We start from the raw sequence: 16,554 nt of genomic DNA on the forward strand, positions 1-16,554 counted from the left end.
GCGTTCGTATCAAACGGAAAATAGGGTGTGTGGGACATGGATTCGAAAGCACAGACACCGCAGGACTTCGCCGTGGGGGTGAGCGTCCTGCTCGTGACGGTAATCGGGGTGTTAGCGTTCGTACAGGGCAGTGCGGTCGGCGTGTACGAATCCCCAGACGTACAGCGTAACCAACCAATTGCGGACAGAGCGGGGACGTACCTCGTCGAGAACTATTCCGTCGCGGGGACGCGGAACCACGTTCGCTACAACACGAGCGGTGGAATCAACGCGTCCCTCAACGCGGACACAGACGATCTCCGCGATCTCAAGGAGAAAGCCGGCCTCATCGTTGCCACGGAGCGCCGCGTGAATCCACGGGTGAACGTAACGGTGGTCAACGCGTCGACGCTCGAAGCGGGGGCACGGACTCCGGCAGTTGACGACCACGGTGAGCGACTCGCTTGGGGTCCGTCGACCGACGGTCGGACGAACGTCGCATCGACCTCCCGCGTTGTGAAGCTGACCAACGCAACCGGCCAGTGCGACCCGGTCTGCTGGCTCGTCGTGAGGGTGTGGTAACGATGCGGGGCCAGGCCTACACGCTGGAAGGCGTCCTCGCAGCTATCGTCGTTGTGACGGCGACCGTCTATGGCCTGTCGGCAGTCGATACCGGTCCGTTCCAGACGGGCACCCAACAGCGGATAGCGGCACTGGAAACTCGCGCGAGCGACACGCTGTCCCTGGCGGCTGAAACCGGTGCGCTACACAACGCGACAGCGTGTTACAGCGTTGGAACGCCGACGCTCAACGGTAATCAGACGGGTAGCTCCACCGAGTTCGAGATGATGTTGAATCGGACGTTCGACCGACAGGGCAACCAGTACAATCTCTATCTCAGCTACTGGAACTCGGATTCGAGCGCGCGACAGACTGCCCTCGTCTCGCAGGAAACAGGCGAGAACGTCGCTGACCGCCCGGCAGACGCGGCCGTGGCGACCGAAACGGTGACGCTGACCGACGACATGCCCGCCCGGATCGGCGATTGCAGCGGTACCGGGCCACCCCTCTCGGCCGTCGACGGGTATTTCGCTCCCGACGCCGAGCCCGACTCTGTCGTCTACAACGTGGTGGAGGTGCGTCTGGTCGTATGGTAGCCAGCGAGCGCGGCCAACTACTGTTGATCGGCGGTATTGCCGTCGCTATCGTCGTGTTCAGTACGATTCTGTTTGCTCACAGCCTGGCCGTCACCGACGGTATCACGACCACCGGGAGCGCAGACACTATCGAACGTTCGGCTGACCGCGAAGCCTCCGTCGAGCGCGATCTCGGCGTGCTCGCGGCCCGAACGCGGGGCGATGATCTCGACGGATTCGAGGAGCGATACGAGAACGCGCTCCGGAACTACACGAGGACGCACAACCGGGTCGTCGCGAGCAGTGGCGGGACCTATCTCAACGCGACGCTGAACGAGTCGTCGTCGCTCGGTACCGAGGTGAACCAAACGACCGCATCTCGGTTCGATCGACCCGGCGGTACGGGATCAAACGTTCACTGGGATATCGCTCGAAGCGTTGACCGCGTTGTCGTATTCAATCTGACCGTGACCCGCATCCCTGGTGTGGGGCGAGAATTTATCGTCAAAGTGGAAGGCGACAGTGGGGATACTTGGAAGATGGTCGTGACAGAACCCGGCAACAAGGAGGTGGCGGTTACCCCACCTTCCGGACCGACGACTACCTGTTCAGGGTCCGGTGACGCCGATGTCGACCTCCTCGCCGGGACCTGTGACATCGGCGGGACGCCCGGAACATTCCCGTCGTTTACTGAGACACTCGACGCGCCGTACACTGTTCGCATCGAGAAGGGAAACCGCGCACGTGGTACTTACCGCTTTGCGGCCATCGGTAACTTCCCAGGCACGAGCTACGATTCCGGAGACACTGCGCCGTACCCCGTCGTTCCCGCCGTCGACACGACCTATGACACACCGTCTGCGAGCTATAATCGAACGGTACGCGTGGGGGTGGACGACGGATGACCCTCGACCGCTTCGCGTCCGACACCCGCGGCGTCTCGCCCGCGGTCACGCAGGCGCTCACTATCGGGATCACGTCGCTGCTGGTGACCGGTCTCCTCATCGGCGGGAGCCAGATGGTCGACTCACAGCGTGAGCGAGTGACCGAAGAAGCCCTGGAGAACGTCGGCGATGGCGTCGCGCGCGATCTGGTTCGCCTCGACGCGTTCGATACTGAGACCCTCGACTCGACGATATCGTTCCGCGCGATGTACCCCGAGCGAATCGCCGATCAGTCGTACAACGTCGAGGTCTCGCCAGATACCTCCCGCACGCGCGTGTACGTGAACGCATCAGGACTGGATCGGTACGCCGTCGTTCAGTTCAGAAACGAAACCAGTGTCTGTCCCTCGGTCGTGTCCAGTGGTCCACTGGCGGTTTCGTACAACGCGACAGCCGATTGCATGGAGGTGACACGCGGATGAGAGCCACCCTGTTCGGTCGGCGCAGTCACGACCGTGGCGTGTCCGACCTGCTCGCGTTTACACTCACGTTCAGTATCATCATCACTGGCATTGCGCTGGTGTCGCTCGGTGGACTCGGCGCGTTCGATGCCATTCAGCAGGGAGCGACAACGGATGTCGCCGAAACGTCGATGGTCGGGTTCGCGGAGACCACGGACGATCATATCAAAGGCGACGCCCCCCGGCGGACCACGAGTATGAAGCTCCAGGGCCACGGGCTCTCTCTGCAGTCGTCAACGCTGAACGTAACTGTTGACGGCCGCTCAACGAATATCTCGACCGGAGCGCTCATCCGGGAGACCGATTCGGGGACCGGTATCGTCTACACCAGCGGTGTAGTGTACCGGGTCCAGCGGGAGGGACTGGTCGTCTCCCGGAAGCCTAGCCTTCGGTGTAGCTCTGACAGCGTATACCTCTCTGTCCTTTCCCTTGACGGACAGACGGACTTCTCGTCGTCGGGCCGTGTCACAATCGAGACCACTCTTCGGAACAAGACGCTCATTTCGCCGCAGGCTGGCCACTCACCATCTGCGACAACCGTCTCGATCAACGTGTCGGAGACTGCGTACCCGGATGCGTGGCACCGTCTGTTCGAGCAAGAACTGTCGAACTGGTCAAGCCACTCGGAACCGCACACCTACCAGTGTACCGGCATCAGCCGCGCTGTCGTCCACAATACGACAGTTGATGTACGCACTATCACATAGCGTGCCACGTCTGGAGTGACTAGCCCTGCCGCTATGGGTTCAGTATCGAACGGTGAGAAGGCCGTTATGCAGCAGTCATCAGCGCGGCGATGAACGACCATCGCGTGCCGCTGTTTGCTTCTTCTTGTTTCGCCATAGCCGCAGTCTCGTCTCGTGGGTGCTTCCAGTTCATTATGAACATAGGTATGTGCTCAACGGGTATGAAGTGTTCGAAAACTAATACATTGTCGTGGTCTTTCATGATTGAGAGCGATTCGCAGTCGGCAGGCCCCCGATTCCTTTCAGACGTTAGTGATTCAAACCTGTCACGATGGCTGTTCTCTGTTGTTGTTTAATATTAGGGAGTACTAACCAGAATATTACAAGCGGTATGCAAAATCTGGGACACAGACGCTCAAACGTCGATATCCAACTCTATACCTGTATCTGAGCTCGGCAAGACTTGCGACCGAACGATAGCTACGTGTGAGCCGTTGGCAAGGTAGTACTATTACCCTCCAATCCATAAGATTGGATACTAATGAAGAAGCAAGAACTCATTCACCTTCACAGTCTTCTCGCGCAGGTACAAAACCACTACGAGCACGAAGCGGACACAAGTGTCGAGCACGACCTGTACGCCGACCTGGGTGTCAAACCGACCTCGATCCACAAGTCGAAGACGGACCACAAGGAAGCGGTATTCGCGCTCGCTTCCGGACTGACGGATGCAATGGCAGAGGAAGCCGACGAGCCACAGGCGCTGACTGCCGACTGAGTCGACGTACTGGCGTCAGTCCGTTCTCATCGTTTCACCTTTCCGGTAGCTACTGTTCCGTCTTTTCCTGGTACGGCATTAGGCCGACCGCATGGTACACGCTATCCCGCCTCTCAAACGACTTATACGGGTGGCGATCCTATTTATATTGTGAGCAACGATTCAGGGCGGCGGAATCTCCGCATGCCTACAAACGACGAGATGTTTGCAGTGGTAACAGAGCACCTTGGCGGGAACCACGTCCGCATTCGCTGTGAGGACGGCGAAACCCGACTCGGCCGGATTCCAGGCCGGATGAAGTTCCGAACCTGGATTAACGAGGACGACATCGTTCTCGCCGAGCCGTGGGACTGGCAAGACGAGAAGGCCAACATCGAATGGCGCTACAAGGGGCAGGATGCCGACCAGCTTCGTTCGGAAGGCCACATCGACTCGCTGACCGCCTAATTTTACCACTGTACCCGCGTCCTGATTCACGACGACGGTGAGATAGTTCTCTGCCACGACCCATGCTGCCCCTGTTCTGACTGCCGGCTTGTCAAGTGGCTCGACTCTTGCTTCGTCATAGCTCCCGGTACACTACCGTTGTATACTGTCGGGTTCGTACCACTCCCGTTTGATATATAATGGCTGGCTGGTCTCCGGTCACTGAATCCCATGTCAGAATCCAAAAACAAAGACACGTTGGATCGTCGACACCCTGTCGCAGTATGGCGGTTACGAGTGCCACGCCATCACGTTACGTATGCGTCGTGTGTGTTCTACACAGGGCGGATGCGAGACGATCCATTTATGTGTTCCCCCGTCTTCTGAACTAATGCGAAGGTCGCACCGGGCAGCGAGCCCGGGTCGACACGCTCGGTCGGCCACCTGGGTCGGTCCGAGATACGAGAGACTCTCGCTTTCCCCTCTGGGGTCGGCGAGATCTCATCCCATGAGGATTCCACCCCTGCGGTCCGCCGTCAAGATGGAATCTGATGTGAGCCCACGGACCCATGCAGTAGTCAACACTGGCGTAGGAACCAGTGTGTTAGCTTCCGACGGAGTGCAACCACTTCCGCCGCTGATGTATATCAGCACATTCCGGTTGATCCTGCCGGAGGCCATTGCTATCGGAGTCCGATTTAGCCATGCTAGTCGCACGAGTTCAGACTTGTGGCATATAGCTCAGTAACACGTGGCCAAACTACCCTACAGACCGCGATAACCTCGGGAAACTGAGGCCAATAGCGGATATAACTCTTAGACTGGAGTGTCGAGAGTTAGAAACGTTCCGGCGCTGTAGGATGTGGCTGCGGCCGATTAGGTAGATGGTGGGGTAACGGCCCACCATGCCGATAATCGGTACAGGTTGTGAGAGCAAGAGCCTGGAGACGGTATCTGAGACAAGATACCGGGCCCTACGGGGCGCAGCAGGCGCGAAACCTTTACACTGCACGACAGTGCGATAGGGGGACTCCGAGTGTGAGGGCATATAGCCCTCGCTTTTCTGTACCGTAAGGTGGTACAGGAACAAGGACTGGGCAAGACCGGTGCCAGCCGCCGCGGTAATACCGGCAGTCCAAGTGATGGCCGATATTATTGGGCCTAAAGCGTCCGTAGCTTGCTGTGTAAGTCCATTGGGAAATCGACCAGCTCAACTGGTCGGCGTCCGGTGGAAACTACACAGCTTGGGGCCGAGAGACTCAACGGGTACGTCCGGGGTAGGAGTGAAATCCTGTAATCCTGGACGGACCACCAATGGGGAAACCACGTTGAGAGACCGGACCCGACAGTGAGGGACGAAAGCCAGGGTCTCGAACCGGATTAGATACCCGGGTAGTCCTGGCTGTAAACAATGCTCGCTAGGTATGTCACGCGCCATGAGCACGTGATGTGCCGTAGTGAAGACGATAAGCGAGCCGCCTGGGAAGTACGTCCGCAAGGATGAAACTTAAAGGAATTGGCGGGGGAGCACCACAACCGGAGGAGCCTGCGGTTTAATTGGACTCAACGCCGGACATCTCACCGGTCCCGACAGTAGTAATGACAGTCAGGTTGACGACCTTACCCGACGCTACTGAGAGGAGGTGCATGGCCGCCGTCAGCTCGTACCGTGAGGCGTCCTGTTAAGTCAGGCAACGAGCGAGACCCACACTTCTAGTTGCCAGCAACACCCCTGCGGTGGTTGGGTACACTAGGAGGACTGCCATTGCTAAAATGGAGGAAGGAATGGGCAACGGTAGGTCAGTATGCCCCGAATGGACCGGGCAACACGCGGGCTACAATGGCTCTGACAGTGGGATGCAACGCCGAGAGGCGACGCTAATCTCCAAACGGAGTCGTAGTTCGGATTGCGGGCTGAAACCCGCCCGCATGAAGCTGGATTCGGTAGTAATCGCGTGTCAGAAGCGCGCGGTGAATACGTCCCTGCTCCTTGCACACACCGCCCGTCAAAGCACCCGAGTGGGGTCCGGATGAGGCCATCATGCGATGGTCGAATCTGGGCTCCGCAAGGGGGCTTAAGTCGTAACAAGGTAGCCGTAGAGGAATCTGCGGCTGGATCACCTCCTACTGACCGGGATCAGGCCTCTGGCCTGACCCACCTACATTTGGTTGTTGGTCACAACAACCAGACGGAACTGACTGGTGACCACAAGTCACCGCGAGTCGGCAAGCGCCGACTACTGCATGGGCCCGCTGGGCTCACAAGACCTATCCGAGGCGGATATCCCCTCACGGGGATGTCGGGTGCAACTCCCGACGGGTCCGTACTTCGTATCACCGACGAACCACTCCCCTTAAGTGTGGGACGGCGTTCGACTGTGATACGACGACAGATGCACCAGGTCGGGTGAAACCGCGCCTGGGAAGGGTCGATTCGCCCACCATCTACCACCTTGGGGGCGAGTATGAAACCGTGTGTACGTGCGATCCAGGCGTCCACTGGACTCGTTCAGTTGAACGAGTCACAACGACGTTGGCTACTATGCCAGCTGGTGGATTGCTCGGCTCAGGCGCTGATGAAGGACGTGCCAAGCTGCGATAAGCTGTGGGGAGCCGCACGGAGGCGAAGAACCACAGATTTCCGAATGAGAATCTCTCTAACAATTGCTTCGCGCAATGAGGAACCCCGAGAACTGAAACATCTCAGTATCGGGAGGAAAAGAAAACGCAATGTGATGTCGTCAGTAACCGCGAGTGAACGCGATACAGCCCAAACCGAAGCCCTCACGGGCAATGTGGTGTCAGGGCTACCTCTCATCAGCCGACCGTCTTCACGAAGTCTCTTGGAACAGAGCGTGATACAGGGTGACAACCCCGTAGTGAAGACCAGTACGCTGTGCGGTAGTGCCAGAGTAGCGGGGGTTGGATATCCCTCGCGAATAACGCAGGCATCGACTGCGAAGGCTAAACACAACCTGAGACCGATAGTGAACAAGTAGTGTGAACGAACGCTGCAAAGTACCCTCAGAAGGGAGGCGAAATAGAGCATGAAATCAGTTGGCGATCGAGCGACAGGGCATACAAGGTCCTGTAACGAATGACCGACGCGCGAGCGTCCAGTAAGACTTACAGGAAGCCGATGTTCTGTCGTACGTTTTGAAAAACGAGCCAGGGAGTGTGTCTGTATGGCAAGTCTAACCGGAGTATCCGGGGAGGCACAGGGAAACCGACATGGCCGCAGGGCTTTGCCCGAGGGCCGCCGTGTTCAAGCGCGGGGAGCCATACGAACACGACCCGAATCCGGACGATCTACGCATGGACAAGATGAAGCGTGCCGAAAGGCACGTGGAAGTCTGTTAGAGTTGGTGTCCTACAATACCCTCTCGTGATCTATGTGTAGGGGTGAAAGGCCCATCGAGTCCGGCAACAGCTGGTTCCAATCGAAACATGTCGAAGCATGACCTCCGCCGAGGTAGTCTGTGGGGTAGAGCGACCGATTGGTGTGTCCGCCTCCGAGAGGAGTCGGCACACCTGTCAAACTCCAAACCTACAGACGCTGTTTGACGCGGGGATTCCGGTGCGCGGGGTAAGCCTGTGTACCAGGAGGGGAACAACCCAGAGATAGGTTAAGGTCCCCAAGTGTGGATTAAGTGTAATCCTCTGAAGGTGGTCTCGAGCCCTAGACAGCCGGGAGGTGAGCTTAGAAGCAGCTACCCTCTAAGAAAAGCGTAACAGCTTACCGGCCGAGGTTTGAGGCGCCCAAAATGATCGGGACTCAAATCCACCACCGAGACCTGTCCGTACCACTCATACTGGTAATCGAGTAGATTGGCGCTCTATTTGGGTGGAAGCAGGGATGAGAATTCCTGTGGACCGAATAGTGACGAAAATCCTGGCCATAGTAGCAGCGATAGTCGGGTGAGAACCCCGACGGCCTAATGGATAAGGGTTCCTCAGCACTGCTGATCAGCTGAGGGTTAGCCGGTCCTAAGTCATACCGCAACTCGACTATGACGAAATGGGAAACAGGTTAATATTCCTGTGCCACTATGCAGTGAAAGTTGACGCCCTGGGGTCGATCACGCCGGGCATTCGCCCGGTCGAACCGTCCAACTCCGTGGAAGCCGTAATGGCACGAAGCGGACGAACGGCGGTATAGGGAAACGTGATTCAACCTGGGGCCCATGAAAAGACGAGCATAGTGTCCGTACCGAGAACCGACACAGGTGTCCATGGCGGCGAAAGCCAAGGCCTGTCGGGAGCAACCAACGTTAGGGAATTCGGCAAGTTAGTCCCGTACCTTCGGAAGAAGGGATGCCTGCTCCGGAACGGAGCAGGTCGCAGTGACTCGGAAGCTCGGACTGTCTAGTAACAACATAGGTGACCGCAAATCCGCAAGGACTCGTACGGTCACTGAATCCTGCCCAGTGCAGGTATCTGAACACCTCGTACAAGAGGACGAAGGACCTGTCAACGGCGGGGGTAACTATGACCCTCTTAAGGTAGCGTAGTACCTTGCCGCATCAGTAGCGGCTTGCATGAATGGATTAACCAGAGCTTCACTGTCCCAACGTTGGGCCCGGTGAACTGTACATTCCAGTGCGGAGTCTGGAGACACCCAGGGGGAAGCGAAGACCCTATGGAGCTTTACTGCAGGCTGTCGCTGAGACGTGGTCGCCGATGTGCAGCATAGGTAGGAGACGTTACACAGGTACCCGCGCTAGCGGGCCACCGAGTCAACAGTGAAATACTACCCGTCGGTGACTGCGACTCTCACTCCGGGAGGAGGACACCGATAGCCGGGCAGTTTGACTGGGGCGGTACGCGCTCGAAAAGATATCGAGCGCGCCCTATGGCTATCTCAGCCGGGACAGAGACCCGGCGAAGAGTGCAAGAGCAAAAGATAGCTTGACAGTGTTCTTCCCAACGAGGAACGCTGACGCGAAAGCGTGGTCTAGCGAACCAATTAGCCTGCTTGATGCGGGCAATTGATGACAGAAAAGCTACCCTAGGGATAACAGAGTCGTCACTCGCAAGAGCACATATCGACCGAGTGGCTTGCTACCTCGATGTCGGTTCCCTCCATCCTGCCCGTGCAGAAGCGGGCAAGGGTGAGGTTGTTCGCCTATTAAAGGAGGTCGTGAGCTGGGTTTAGACCGTCGTGAGACAGGTCGGCTGCTATCTACTGGGTGTGTAATGGTGTCTGACAAGAACGACCGTATAGTACGAGAGGAACTACGGTTGGTGGCCACTGGTGTACCGGTTGTTCGAGAGAGCACGTGCCGGGTAGCCACGCCGCACGGGGTAAGAGCTGAACGCATCTAAGCTCGAAACCCACTTGGAAAAGAGACACCGCCGAGGTCCCGCGTACAAGACGCGGTCGATAGACTTGGGGTGTGCGCGTCGAGGTAACGAGACGTTAAGCCCACGAGCACTAACAGACCAAAGCCATCATTCATACGCACTGTGACTCATTCACCGACGATTCGCTCGTCGCTGAACGAGTCCAGGCGCAAACTGGATCGCACGGACAGACGGTGGACCCGATCGAGACTGGTGTATCGCGGTTCGATTCCGCGACTCGACGTTAGGCGGCCACAGCGGTGGGGTTGCCTCCCGTACCCATCCCGAACACGGAAGATAAGCCCACCAGCGTTCCGGGGAGTACTGGAGTGCGCGAGCCTCTGGGAAACGCGGTTCGCCGCCACCATTCATATCTTATAGCCCACTCAGGAGAGACATCTCTCCCGAGTGGGCTTTCCGTATTTAGACAGAGCGACAGCCACGTCGGCACAGTATCCCTCCGAGTAGTCACACCGCCGCGCTCACCGTCGGATATGAATTCTTAATACTACAGTGGGTCTGATTTAATACATGGGCGTAGTCAGCATTTCGATGCCGGACGAACTGGAGGAGCGAATCGACACGTTCGCGGACGAACACGGGTACACGGGTCGCAGCGAGGTCGTTCGAGAGGCGGTTCGGAATCTGATGGGGGAGTTCGAGGACAAGCGGCTGGAAGACCGCGAACTGATGGCCATCGTCACAGTGTTGTTCGACTACGAGACGACAACCGTCGAGGAGAAAATGATGCATCTCCGTCACGACCACGAGTCTATCGTCGCGTCGAACTTCCACAGCCACGTCGGCGACCGGTACTGCATGGAGCTGTTCGTACTGGAGGGCCAGCTAGAGGACATCTCCGCGTTCGTCGGCAAAGTCCGGGCCACGAAGGACACGCTGTCGGTTGATTACTCGGTCCTGCCGGTCGACGACATCAACATGTTCTCGTGAGGTATCGTCGACGCCGGAAAACACTGCCGCGTGTCGGGAGTCCACGAACCGTTTGGGACCTTCAGTAGGCGTTTAAGTCGGGCGCGCGTAGCCGGCGGCGATGAAAGACTCTATTCTCGATACAATCGGGTCGCCGCTGGTCTCGGTTCGCGCGCCAGAGGGGGCGACGGTCGCAGCGAAGATCGAGTCGTTCAATCCCGGCGGGTCCGCCAAGGACCGGCCGGCGAAATACATGATCGACGACGCCGAGCGAAACGGGACGCTCAAACCGGGTGATACGCTCGTCGAACCGACGAGTGGCAACACCGGCATCGGGATGGCGATGGTCGGGGCGACGAAGGGGTACGACGTCGTGCTGGTGATGCCGTCCTCGAAGTCACCGGAGCGCCGCCAGATAATGAAGGCCTACGGCGCGGAGATAGAACTGGTCGAGGGCGATATCTCCGATGCGAAAGAGCGCGCGGACGAACTGTGTGAGCGCGACGACTACGTCCAGTTGCGGCAGTTCGAGAACCCGGCGAACCCGACGGCCCACTACGAGACGACAGGCAAGGAGATTATCGAGCAGGTGGGCGACCGAACTATCGACGCGCTGGTGGCGGGCGTCGGAACCGGCGGCACGATCACCGGCACCGGCCGTCGACTGCGCGAGGCGTTCCCTGAGATGGACATCGTCGCTGTCGAACCAGCCGACAACGCCGTCCTCTCCGGGATGGAGCCGGGCACCGGCGAGGACAGTTTCCAGGGGATGGGACCGGGCTTCATCAGCGACAATCTGGACACCGACCTGCTCGACGACGTGATGACGGTCGAACTCGGGGACGCGGAAGACGAATGTCGACGGCTCGCCCACGAGGAGGGTATCCTCGTCGGCCAGTCCTCGGGCGCGTCGAACCTCGCCGCGCGAGAGGTAGCCGAGCGACTCATCGCGGACGGTGTCGACGACCCGCTCGTGGTCACAGTCTACTGGGACAGCGGGGAGCGGTATATGTCGACCGGACTGTTCGACTGAGACCGGTCCGGTCTGTTCTGTATGCGGTGTGACCCGAGTCAGGCCCCGAACTCCGATTCGGTCACCCTGACGATGAGCGTGTCGTCCACGTCCCGAAGGTCGTACTCGGGAATCGTGTCTCCGGTCCGCGTCAGAAGCATCGGCTCGACAAGCTTGGGTGGACGCTCGGTCTCCATCGCCTGCGTGTCGGGCGTTGGTTCTGATGCTCCGTCCGCCGACTCTTCGTCGTCACTGTCGCCGTCTACATCCGACTCGACGATACCGTACACCTTGAGAAAGCGCCCGGTCTCCTCGGGCGCAACGTCGTCGTCCCGGATCGCCGCGGCGAGGTCCCGGGAGAGCCATTCCGTCTCACTAATTGATGGATCACGAACGAACGCGGCGTCGGCGAAGCGGACGAGATACCAGTTCAAGTCGTTGAGAAGCGCCACCGCCGCCCCGAGACTCACGGTGTCGACGGCGACGGTATTCGCGAACGGTTCCTGCAGGTCGTAGGTGGCGAGTGCGTTCCGTGCGGTCTCGCGAGAGAGGAGTTCGTACCGGAGATTCACGTCCTCGCTCCCGACGAGACAGACCTGCGTCATGGCTCAACCCTGGCCCGCCCCGGAAATTTAGCTTTCGATGGGGACGACGACGCGGTCCCGGGCACAGGCCTCGGCACGCTCGAACAGGTCGTCTGGTTCGGCTGTCCGAACTGCTTCGAGCGATGCATTGGTTTCCGGATGCGATGGGGCGACGCGGTTGCAACCGGTGTCGATTGTCGAGTCCTCGAAGGTCCCGATTGTCCGCGCGTGATTGGTTATCTCGGACTTGTCGACGGTGAGGTTCGGTCGGTGCACCGGGAGCGTAGTCGCGGCGTCCGTGACCGCGATGTTCGCGCTCGTCTGGCTGGATTTCTGCCCGATAGCCTCGCCGGTGACGATGCCGACGGCGTCGCGGTCGCGCGCGATAGCGTCGGCGACCGCGAGCATGAACCGGCGGAGAACGAGCATTCGAAGCGCCCCGAGGTCTCGAGACAGGTCGGTGACGATGTCACCAGCATCAATTACGGTAAGCGAAAGGTCATGCCCGGGCGCGTACGAGGCGAGCGTTTCGACAGTCGAAACGGCTCGCGCCCGGTGGTCGGGGCCGCCGTAGTCACCGAGGTCGACGTAAACGGGGATCACGGGCGCGCCGCGTTTCATCAGCTTCCAGGCGGCGACGGGCGAGTCGATGCCGCCGCTGACGAGGGCGACGACGGGCCGCTGAGTCCCGAGCGGGAGGCCGCCGGGTCCCGCACGTTTCTCACAGAAGACGTAGGCTTCGTCGGCGCGACACTCGACGAACAGTTCGAAATCGGGATTGTCGAGGTCGACAGCGGGCTCGTCACCCAATTCCTCGATTGCCTCCCAGACGGCGGTGCCACCGTCGGACTCGATGTCCGTACTCGAAAAGGAGTGTGCCTCTGCTGGTCCCGCCCGGCGGGCGTTGACGGCGAAAGCGCCGCCGTCGTACTGCTCTCGCGCGGTCGCGGCCAGTGCATCTTCTATTGCGGACAGCGTCGGGCCGACGGTCGTGACCGCCGAGGCGGAGGTGACGCCGAACGTGTCGGCCGCGGCCGCGGTCACGCCCTCGGGCTGGTCAGTGTGGACGAACAGCCGGTTCCGGCGCTGTTCGATGTTCCCCGACAGATCTCGGGCGTCGAGCATCGCACGGAGGTTGTCCGCCAGTTGACCCTCCATCTTCCGGCGGACCTGTTCGCTCTTGACGCCGAGTTCGCCGTGGCGGACGAGCACGCTGTCGGCGTCTGGCGGATGCATGCCCGCGAATTGACTACCGGCGAGTAAAGGGGTGTCGCCTCGCCCTCTCAGAACGTCGAGAGGTTGCCGTCGATGACCTGCCGCGTGATGTCGGTCACGTCGGCCAGTTCATCGTCGATCGTGGCCTGGATATCCGATTCGACGTCGCCGATCGCGACACCATCCTCGGTGATAACTGTCGCATCAGCGACGTGGGGCTCGTCAATCGGTGACCCGATCTGTGAGAGCAGGCGCATCTGGACCTGTCGGATGCCGTCGACCTCGCTCGCGACGGACTGTGCGATTTCCGTCGAGAGGAGGTTGTATATCTTCCCGATATGGTTGACGGGGTTCTTCCCCGATGTCGCTTCCATGCTCATCGGACGGTTCGGCGTGATGAGGCCGTTTGCGCGGTTTCCGCGCCCGACGGAGCCGTCATCGCCCTGCTCGGCGCTGGTGCCGGTCGTCGTGAGATAGATCGACTCGGCGTCGTAGTCGTCGGCCGTGTTGACGTGAACCGTTACGTCCCGGTCAGTGTACTCTTCGGCGAGGTCGGTGACGAACGCTTGAACGTCCGAGACGGCGGTTTTGTACGCATCGAGGTCCGGAACGTGTTCGTCAACCATTGCAACAGCGACGGTCACGTCGATGTGGTCGCCCTCGCGCTTGCCCATCACCTTCACGTCCTGGCCGACGACAGGGTTGGACTCGGCGTACTCGCCGGTCAATTTCTGCTCGGTGTTGAGGACGATCTGTTCGGTCTCGGTCAGGGGGGCGTGGCCGACGCCGTAGCTAGTGTCGTTTGCCATCGGTACTGTCGCCTCCTCGCCGAACACGGTCTGGAGATCGCCTGACCCTTCGCCGAATTGGACATCGACGATAACGTCGGAGCCGAGATCGAGGTGCGGGAACTGCTCGTCGAGGTAGTCGCGGGCGGCCCGGAGAGCGATGCTCTCGGCCGGGATGCGCTCGCCGTCGAACTTCTTCGTCGCTCGTCCGACGACCAGTATATAAATCGGTTCCAGCACTTCGCCGCCGCCGTACGCGGGCGCGGCGGTTCCGGCGACGAGCTGTGTCTCGTCGGTGTTGTAGTGCAGGACTGTCCCGAACCGGTCGATGTAGGTCTGGGCCAGCGCCCGCGACACCGTCTCCGCGATACCGTCACAGATAGAGTCCGGATGGCCGATGCCCTTGCGTTCTACGACTTCGATATCCTGATCTTCGACGGCGAGCCCGCTCGCCGGTTGGACGTGGATGTTCCGCTCGGTCATTACCCCGGCTTCGTCTGGCCGGCTTCTATAACTTACGGGAACAGATAGCGGAGAAATGATTACTCGCTCGCATCGCCGAGCAGCATGCCGAGGTATGAGGTCCGTTGCTGGTCGTGCGGGTCCAGGTCGAGGTCCCGAAGCACCTCGTAGGCACCTTCCCGTACCGGTTCGATATCGCCGTCAGTTTCGCGCTCGACTTCGACGAACTCGCCGACATCGTCGACAGCGTCGAGCGTGACATCGTACTCTCGGACCTCGTAGACCCGGCGGTTCTTCCGGACCGTCGCCGCGGGCTCGAAGCCGAGGTGCTGGACGATAGCGTCGATGTCGTCGCCGTCCTCGACGCCCGTTTCGAACTCCTCGCGGCTCTTCGATTCTGCTTCGAGCAGTGGCCCTTTGTAGGTGACTTTCGCGTTCGTCTCCCCCTTCCTGGTCTCGCGGCGGACCCGGAACGCCTCGTCTGTCTCGGCGAAATTCCGGTGGGGGGCGTCGTAGTACGTGTCCGTCTGTATCACCGTATCGACCTGCTCGGCCCCGAGTTCGTCGAGTCGCTGCGCGACAGCCTCGATATCCGCTGGCACTTTCACCTCGACTTCGTACATACTGTGGGGCTGGACCGGCCCGCTGAAAAACGCTCCCGTCGACCGCGCCATTTACTGTGTCCGCTCTCCCGGGTAGTAGTATGGCCGGTCGCTACGAACCGATCGACTCCCCGGACGAGACGACCCTCTTCCCGTATCACGACCTGACGCCGCCGACGGTGGCGGCGGTCGCACGCGCCCGGCAACGCATCCGACAGCATCTCCCAGAGACGCCACTGGTCCGCAGCGAAGCCCTCTCCGATGCCCTCGAGGCGGATGTCCTGCTCAAGAGAGAGGACACGCTCCCGACCGGCGCGTTCAAAGTCCGCGGCGGCGTGAATCTCGTTTCGTCTCTCGACGATGAGTTCCGCGACGGCGGACTGCTCGCCGCGAGCACGGGGAACCACGGCCAATCTATCGCCTGGGCCGGGCGTGAGTTCGACGTGCCCGTCACTATCGGCGTCCCGAAGGAAGCCAACGCCGGAAAGGTCGACGCGCTGGAGCAACTCGGTGCGGAGGTCATCCAGCACGGCGAGGACTACGACGAGGCCCGCGAACACATCGAGGACCTGGCGACCCAGCGTGAGGCGCGCTACGTCCACTCTGGCAACGAACCGAAACTGCTCGCTGGCGTCGGCACAGCTGGCCTCGAAATCCTCGACGAACGACCAGACGTTGACCGCGTGTTCTGTCCCGTCGGCGGCGGCACCGCCGCGGCCGGGTACTGCATCACGCTCGGGGCGATGACCGACACCGCTGTCGTCGGCGTGCAGGCCGCGGGCGCGCCCGCGGTGTACCGCGCCTGGCAGGAGGAGACGCTGGAGGCCCTCGACAGCGTCGACACTATCGCCGAGGGCGTCGCAACCCGGGTACCGTTCGCACTCCCGACGGAAATACTGCAGGCGGGACTCGCCGATTTCCGGCTCGTATCGGAAGATGCCATCGCGGACGCCGTGGCGCGCCTGTTCGAGACGGACCGCATCGTCATGGAAGGGGCCTGTGCGACGGCTGTCGCCGCAGCGCTCCAGGCTGGCGACGAAGTACGGGGCGAGACGGTCGTCCTTCCCGTCTCAGGGCGGAACATCGGCCGCGAGAAGTTCCACCGGCTGCTAGCTGAAAGCGAGTACTAGCCGGCCACTTCCGAAGCTGCTCGACCGCTACTGACCGGGAAACGTTGTCCTTAAGAGTGCCACGACTGACGAACAGGG

The 16,554-nt window shown here is 60.2% G+C and carries 14 protein-coding genes and 3 rRNA genes; 13 read left to right on the plus strand and 4 right to left on the minus strand.

Annotation, left to right across the window (positions count from 1 at the left end; genetic code table 11):
• Positions 1-36: 36 nt before the first annotated feature.
• From ACOZ4H_RS08660 to ACOZ4H_RS08715, 12 genes are all read left to right on the plus strand, one after another.
• Positions 37-561 (plus strand): DUF7287 family protein, encoded by a 525-nt coding sequence (locus tag ACOZ4H_RS08660; protein ID WP_424328893.1) that lies wholly within the window; start codon positions 37-39, stop codon positions 559-561.
• Between the two features lie 2 nt (positions 562-563).
• Positions 564-1,136, plus strand: coding sequence for a DUF7288 family protein (locus tag ACOZ4H_RS08665; protein WP_424328894.1), 573 nt, complete (start codon positions 564-566; stop codon positions 1,134-1,136).
• Positions 1,130-2,020, plus strand: a complete 891-nt coding sequence (locus ACOZ4H_RS08670; protein ID WP_424328895.1) for a hypothetical protein — start codon at positions 1,130-1,132, stop codon at positions 2,018-2,020. Before ACOZ4H_RS08665 ends, ACOZ4H_RS08670 begins: the two co-directional genes overlap by 7 nt.
• A complete protein-coding gene (locus ACOZ4H_RS08675; protein WP_424328896.1) occupies positions 2,017-2,481 on the plus strand; it encodes a DUF7266 family protein in 465 nt (154 codons plus the stop codon). The genes ACOZ4H_RS08670 and ACOZ4H_RS08675 overlap by 4 nt, the downstream gene beginning before the upstream one ends.
• Positions 2,478-3,227, plus strand: a complete 750-nt coding sequence (locus tag ACOZ4H_RS08680) for a DUF7289 family protein (protein WP_424328897.1) — start codon at positions 2,478-2,480, stop codon at positions 3,225-3,227. The genes ACOZ4H_RS08675 and ACOZ4H_RS08680 overlap by 4 nt, the downstream gene beginning before the upstream one ends.
• A gap of 520 nt (positions 3,228-3,747) precedes the next feature.
• A complete protein-coding gene (locus ACOZ4H_RS08685) occupies positions 3,748-3,984 on the plus strand; it encodes a UPF0058 family protein (RefSeq protein WP_424328898.1) in 237 nt (78 codons plus the stop codon).
• 150 nt (positions 3,985-4,134) lie between these two features.
• Positions 4,135-4,431 (plus strand): translation initiation factor eIF-1A, encoded by a 297-nt coding sequence (locus tag ACOZ4H_RS08690; protein ID WP_424328899.1) that lies wholly within the window; start codon positions 4,135-4,137, stop codon positions 4,429-4,431.
• 633 nt (positions 4,432-5,064) lie between these two features.
• Positions 5,065-6,536: ribosomal RNA gene (locus ACOZ4H_RS08695) — 16S ribosomal RNA — on the plus strand.
• A 401-nt stretch (positions 6,537-6,937) separates the two neighbouring features.
• A 23S ribosomal RNA gene (locus ACOZ4H_RS08700) occupies positions 6,938-9,868 on the plus strand.
• Positions 9,869-9,997: 129 nt separating this feature from the next.
• Positions 9,998-10,120: ribosomal RNA gene (rrf, locus tag ACOZ4H_RS08705) — 5S ribosomal RNA — on the plus strand.
• Together the 16S, 23S and 5S rRNA genes form the textbook arrangement of a ribosomal RNA operon.
• Before the next feature lie 164 nt (positions 10,121-10,284).
• Positions 10,285-10,704 carry a CopG family ribbon-helix-helix protein gene (locus ACOZ4H_RS08710; protein WP_004592383.1) on the plus strand — a complete coding sequence of 140 codons (420 nt, stop codon included), beginning with the start codon at positions 10,285-10,287 and terminating at the stop codon, positions 10,702-10,704.
• 100 nt (positions 10,705-10,804) lie between these two features.
• On the plus strand, positions 10,805-11,716 hold the full coding sequence (locus ACOZ4H_RS08715) for a PLP-dependent cysteine synthase family protein (RefSeq protein WP_424328900.1): 912 nt from the start codon (positions 10,805-10,807) through the stop codon (positions 11,714-11,716).
• A gap of 38 nt (positions 11,717-11,754) precedes the next feature.
• Here ACOZ4H_RS08715 and ACOZ4H_RS08720 read toward each other — a convergent pair whose 3' ends face one another.
• The 4 genes from ACOZ4H_RS08720 to cyaB are packed head-to-tail and all read right to left on the minus strand — an operon-like array spanning position 11,755 to position 15,367.
• Positions 11,755-12,300 (minus strand): DUF5804 family protein, encoded by a 546-nt coding sequence (locus ACOZ4H_RS08720; protein ID WP_424328901.1) that lies wholly within the window; start codon positions 12,298-12,300, stop codon positions 11,755-11,757.
• A 27-nt stretch (positions 12,301-12,327) separates the two neighbouring features.
• Complete coding sequence (locus tag ACOZ4H_RS08725; RefSeq protein WP_424328902.1) at positions 12,328-13,515, minus strand: tRNA sulfurtransferase; 1,188 nt, start codon at positions 13,513-13,515, stop codon at positions 12,328-12,330.
• Positions 13,516-13,562: 47 nt separating this feature from the next.
• Complete coding sequence (locus ACOZ4H_RS08730) at positions 13,563-14,765, minus strand: methionine adenosyltransferase (RefSeq protein ID WP_424328903.1); 1,203 nt, start codon at positions 14,763-14,765, stop codon at positions 13,563-13,565.
• 59 nt (positions 14,766-14,824) lie between these two features.
• Positions 14,825-15,367, minus strand: coding sequence for a class IV adenylate cyclase (gene cyaB, locus ACOZ4H_RS08735; RefSeq protein ID WP_424328904.1), 543 nt, complete (start codon positions 15,365-15,367; stop codon positions 14,825-14,827).
• An 80-nt stretch (positions 15,368-15,447) separates the two neighbouring features.
• Between cyaB and ACOZ4H_RS08740 the strand changes: the two genes are divergently transcribed.
• Complete coding sequence (locus ACOZ4H_RS08740; protein WP_424328905.1) at positions 15,448-16,476, plus strand: threonine ammonia-lyase; 1,029 nt, start codon at positions 15,448-15,450, stop codon at positions 16,474-16,476.
• The last annotated feature ends 78 nt before the right edge of the window (positions 16,477-16,554 follow it).

This window comes from Haloarcula amylolytica, assembly GCF_049705545.1.
Lineage (GTDB): Archaea > Halobacteriota > Halobacteria > Halobacteriales > Haloarculaceae > Haloarcula > Haloarcula amylolytica_B.